Genomic DNA, 5001 nt, shown 5'->3' on the forward strand with positions numbered 1-5001 from the left:
ATTAGATCCTCATGTAAACAGAGAAAGGTTTAGAGATGAATGGTTTGAGTAATAAATGAAAAATTGGATTCAAAAAGAGTAACAGAAGAAGGAAATAAATCCTTAACCGATGACCAATGAAACGTAATTCAAATATTTCAATTAAATTATTAGCAAAAGTAACTTCTGAACTCTTGAGATATAATACGTTAAGGATTGAATCATATAATAGTTATTTTTTAGGTTGCTTCTATTATAAGCTCAAAGATTATTTTTCAGCAAAGGATGAATTCACGAATTGTAGAAAACTCAATTTTGAACCTAAGGTAACTAACTCTGCAAAACAGTTACTTGAAGACATTTGGAATCACAAAATAGACACTTCGATACCAAAGTGGTGGCTAGAGTCACCTTGCCACAGTTTTAGAAGAAAGATTACATTTTTATTTTTATTATTTTCCATATTTGGATTATCATTTATTGACTGGAAGGATAACACAACGCAATACGTATTCTTATTTATGTTACTCTTCTTTTTCTTGGTTTCTCCGTGTCTTAAGAGTTTAAAAGGAAGTGAAATCGAGATTGAATTGCAATCTCCACAAAATTTTGAACTAACTCCAGGATTGATAGAGAAAAGCCTTAAAGATTTCGAGAAGGATTTCGAAAAGGGTTTAAAGAGTGAACTAAATTGGGAAATTTTTTGAAGGATTTATATTCAAGTTCAATCTTACCTAATAACTAATTTAACATAACAGTTATTTAGGTAACTATGAAAATCCTTCAAACCCTCTCCCGTCTCTATGTAAACGACCTCGACTCATCCCTCAAATTCTATGAAGAACTCCTTGGCTCCCCCGCAGCCATGCGCTTTGAAATCCCGCAAATCGTCCTGGAGCTGGCTCAGATAGAAAATATTTTGCTAATAGCCGGCTATAGGAATTATCCTCAATGATACGAATGTCTCCTTACTTGGAGTTGAGAAGCTTGACAATAGGGAAACGTATCTGCTGAATACAAATCCTAAAGAAACCGGAAAAAGTGCTGCACAATACTACACGAAAGTCTGGGTAGATAAAGAAACATGGATGCCTCTTAAGTACGAGATGTATGATAGTAGCGGAAACCTGACAGCAAAAGTTGAAATATGGGACCTTAAGGTTAATTCAGGAATTCCAGATTCTGAATTTGTTTTCAATATTCCTGATGGCGCTGAAATAAAAACAACAGGTTAATACTTTCACTCGACTTCCTCAATCCTTTTTTATATTATTTCCTATCTGAGAATAATGCCTGTTTCCAGTTTGAAAATAAATCCTCCTGAAAGGCGAATTACCTTCCACGCGGATATGGACAGTTTCTTTGCGTCGGTTGAGGTCAGAGAGAGACCGGAATTGAAAGGAATGCCTGTAGTTGTGGGCTCTGACCCGAAAGGAGGTTCGGGAAGAGGAGTTGTGAGCACCTGCTCGTATGAAGCGCGGAAATACGGAATTCACTCCGCAATGCCCATATCACAGGCTTACAGGCTCTGTCCGGATGCGGTTTTTTTGCCTGTAAACATGAAACTCTACGTGGGCGTTTCGGCAAAAATAATGGAACTTTTGAAGGGATTTGCAGACAGGTTTCAGCAAGTCAGTGTGGATGAAGCCTATCTTGTGCCAGGACCCGAGATCACAAATTTTAAAGATGCCGCCCTTTACGCCCTCAGGATCAAGGACGAGGTACAGAAGCAGGAAGGAATTACCTGTTCAGTCGGAGTCGGTCCTAACAAATTAATCGCAAAAATCGCATCTGATTTCCAGAAGCCTGATGGGCTTACCATTGTCAGGCCCGAAGATGTAAGAGAATTTCTTTTTCCGCTGCCGGTCTCAAAAATTCCAGGAATAGGGGAAAAAACGGCTGATACACTGAAGTCAATGGGCTTAAACAGGGTAGAAGAACTTGCAAACTGTGATGTACAGCTTCTTTCTGGAAAGTTCGGAAAAATTGGACTTCGCATGAAGCAATTGGCAAACGGGCTTGATTTTAGGGAAGTTAGGGAAAAGGAAAGTGTAAAATCAATTAGCAGGCATGGAACTTTTGCTGAAGACACCAGTGACCCTGTAAAAATTACCGGGTCTCTTGACCTGCTCGCTGAAAGTGTACATAGTTCTCTTCTTAAAAACAGGCTTCTTTTCAAAACCGTAGTCCTCACTGTGCGTTTCGAGGATTTCTCTACCTATACACGCTCAAAAACCATCCCAATCTGGACTTCGGACATCTTTGTGATCAAAAGGACAGCCATACAGCTTCTCTCCGAATTTATAGGGAATCGAAAGCTCAGGTTAGTAGGCATAGGAGTCACCAAACTCCGCGAAAGGGATGAAAAGCAAACCCTGATAACAGACTTTTAACATAAGCCTTTTCAAAAAACTACTTTCCTGCAAGCCTTTTCAAAAAACGTCTTTCTCGCAAGCTTTTTCAAATAAGGCTTAAGCGAAAACCACAGCAACGACGCGGTCGACGTGGTCAAGCGGTACAACAAGCCTTTTGAATAAAATCTTGACCAAAAACCCTAGCAACGTTTGGGTTTGAGGGTCTTGGCTCTTCGTTGTTTTGTGTGGGTATCTTCACAATGTCCTCATAAAAACCAATGCAGTCTTAAATTGAAAATCATCTTGTCCATAGGAAATGACGAAAACCAGAATCTTATCACCAAACCCTATCAGCGTGATAAACCGGCGCAACGGTTGATCGAAAACTCCTGGCAACATTTGAATTTGAGTACCTTATCCCCGAACCCTATCGGCGTGATAAACCGGCGCAACGGTTTGTGATAAACCGGCGCAATAATTGCGGGTCAACGGTTGATTTGAAACAGTCATACTTATATTTTAATAATAGAAAGCCAATTAGGTTTGATGAAAAAAGTTGTAAAGATGGCTCTGGCCCTTCTCATAATTGTTGTTCTGACTGTGCTTATCGCTTATGCCACACTTCCTTATTTAAATTATATTTTTGGAGCTTTGATCCTTTTCGTTATATTTCGTTCTTTATACCATTTTCTCATAAGAAAACTAAAGATTCGGAAGCAATTCGCAGCCATACTTGTAATAATAATTTCTATTTTTGTTGTACTGGTTCCTCTTTACTTTCTTTTGAATACAATCATCGACGAAATCGAACAGCTTTTAGTTAATCAGGCATCCATTCTCGCGTCTATTGAAGCTGGAGGTCACTTTTTAACTGATTCTCTCTTAAGGCTGAATATTCCTATAAATGTATTCCAGTCCAAAATTGAAGAAAAAGCAATGGAACTTGCTTCACAGGCCGTTAATTACACAAGCCTGTTCATTGTGGGGTCAATCCAGAGTATAAGCCATCAGTCCATCGGGCTATTGATAATGTACTTTCTGCTTTACTACCTCTTTACTGAAGAGGATTCGGATTTTATGCGCCAGGTCTCTGTTGCAGTTCCTTTCAATGAAGAAAATACAGCCACTCTTCTGGATGAGTTCCGGAGAATGGTTCGGACGACTCTTATCGCCAGCGGGGCAGTTGCTCTTGTCCAGGGTGGAATTCTAACTATAGTATTTGTTATCTTTAGTATCCAGGGAGCTTTCCTCTGGGGCTTCATTGCAGCAATTCTATCCTTTTTGCCTGTTGTCGGAGCGCCTTTAGTCTGGGTTCCTGCAATTATTGTCCAGTTTTTCCAGAAGGACTATACTGCAGCGATCGCTATACTTGCAGCTGGGATTTTTATAAGTGTTATTGACAATTTCCTCAGGCCCATTATCCAGAAAAGAGTTGGAGAAATCCATCCGTTTCTGTCTCTGCTTGGAGTTGTTATAGGAGTATCTCTTTTCGGACTGTTAGGAATCGTTATAGGTCCCCTCTTGCTTTCCTACTTCGTTCTGACAGTACAGATGTTTTCCAGAGAATACCTTTCTGGAAAGGAGTAAAATGTACAGATAGAAATACTTGAGTAAAGGAGTAAATGTGCAGATAAAAACTTGGGTAAAGGAGTAAAATGTGCAGATAGAAATACTTGGGTGTGAGTCCTTTGGGGCAAGATCCCTTGCCTGCGTTGTAAAGACGGACGATAGAACGATCCTGATCGATCCCGGAGTTGCGCTTGCACGCTTACGTTCAGGCCTGCTTCCCCACCCAATAGAGGTTGCTGCTGCTTTCAGGATAAGAGAAAAAGTTCTTTCTGCATTTGGGCAGGCTACAGATGTTGTTATCAGCCATTTTCACGGTGACCACATGCCGATGAGGGCTGAAGATCCGTATCAGCTGCCGATGGAAGCTCTCCCTTCGCTTGACGGGATAAACTTCTGGTGTAAAGGTCCGGAAAAAATCTCAGGCTTGTCTTCAAAGCGGAGGCGTGAACTTTTGGATTTTCTAGGTTTTCCTCTTCCGGCTTCGGAAGGTGTGAAGTCTGGCAATATGGAGTTTTCTTCTCCTGTCCCTCATGGAACCGGGGAAAAAGGTTTTGGGACCGTAATGATGACCCGGATCTGTGAGGGTGATGAGGTTTTTGTCCATAGTTCTGACATCCAGCTTCTGGACAGGAAATCAGTTCTCAAAGTGCTTGACTGGGAACCCACAATTGTTTTTGCCTCAGGCCCTCCTCTTTATCTTTCGCACCGCGTTCCTGAAGCAGGAAAAGAGGCTTCAGAAAATGCTCTCCTTCTGGCCAGACATGTTGATACCCTGATTCTGGACCACCATCTACTCAGGTCTTTTGAAGGATACAGCTGGTTAAAAGAACTGGCTGGAATGATTGAAAGCCGGGTACTCTGTGCTGCAGAGTTTATGGGAAAGACCCCGGAGCTTCTTGAGGCTCAGAGGAAAAATCTTTATGAAAAAGCGCCCGTACCTTCAGGATGGCATGAAGCCTATTCAAAAGGTAAAGCAGGTTTTGAGGAATTTCTCTGATAAGGCGGCTGGAAGGAATAAAAACACCACTATTAGTAATTATAGACTTTTAACATTTTATCGTAATAGGTTTTAAAAAAAGTAAATAATTTTTGATAATAA

The 5001-nt window shown here is 40.8% G+C and carries 6 protein-coding genes; all 6 read left to right on the top strand.

Translation table 11 applies throughout. The features are described 5' to 3' along the window. Positions 1 to 116: 116 nt before the first annotated feature. Complete coding sequence (locus tag A9239_RS14245; RefSeq protein WP_048155520.1) at positions 117 to 686, top strand: hypothetical protein; 570 nt, start codon at positions 117 to 119, stop codon at positions 684 to 686. A 65-nt stretch (positions 687 to 751) separates the two neighbouring features. Then, positions 752 to 934 carry a VOC family protein gene (locus A9239_RS14250; protein WP_176722166.1) on the top strand — a complete coding sequence of 61 codons (183 nt, stop codon included), beginning with the start codon at positions 752 to 754 and terminating at the stop codon, positions 932 to 934. Next, positions 924 to 1214, top strand: coding sequence for an outer membrane lipoprotein-sorting protein (locus tag A9239_RS18515; RefSeq protein WP_255361958.1), 291 nt, complete (start codon positions 924 to 926; stop codon positions 1212 to 1214). Before A9239_RS14250 ends, A9239_RS18515 begins: the two co-directional genes overlap by 11 nt. Before the next feature lie 54 nt (positions 1215 to 1268). After that, entirely contained in the window at positions 1269 to 2372 is a 1104-nt protein-coding gene (dinB, locus tag A9239_RS14255; RefSeq protein WP_176722167.1) for a DNA polymerase IV, read from the top strand. Between the two features lie 507 nt (positions 2373 to 2879). Further along, entirely contained in the window at positions 2880 to 3920 is a 1041-nt protein-coding gene (locus A9239_RS14260; RefSeq protein WP_048117410.1) for an AI-2E family transporter, read from the top strand. A 70-nt stretch (positions 3921 to 3990) separates the two neighbouring features. Continuing rightward, positions 3991 to 4899 carry a hypothetical protein gene (locus tag A9239_RS14265; protein WP_048117412.1) on the top strand — a complete coding sequence of 303 codons (909 nt, stop codon included), beginning with the start codon at positions 3991 to 3993 and terminating at the stop codon, positions 4897 to 4899. The last annotated feature ends 102 nt before the right edge of the window (positions 4900 to 5001 follow it).

It is taken from the genome of Methanosarcina sp. A14 (genome assembly GCF_001729375.1).
Taxonomy (GTDB): Archaea; Halobacteriota; Methanosarcinia; order Methanosarcinales; family Methanosarcinaceae; genus Methanosarcina; species Methanosarcina barkeri.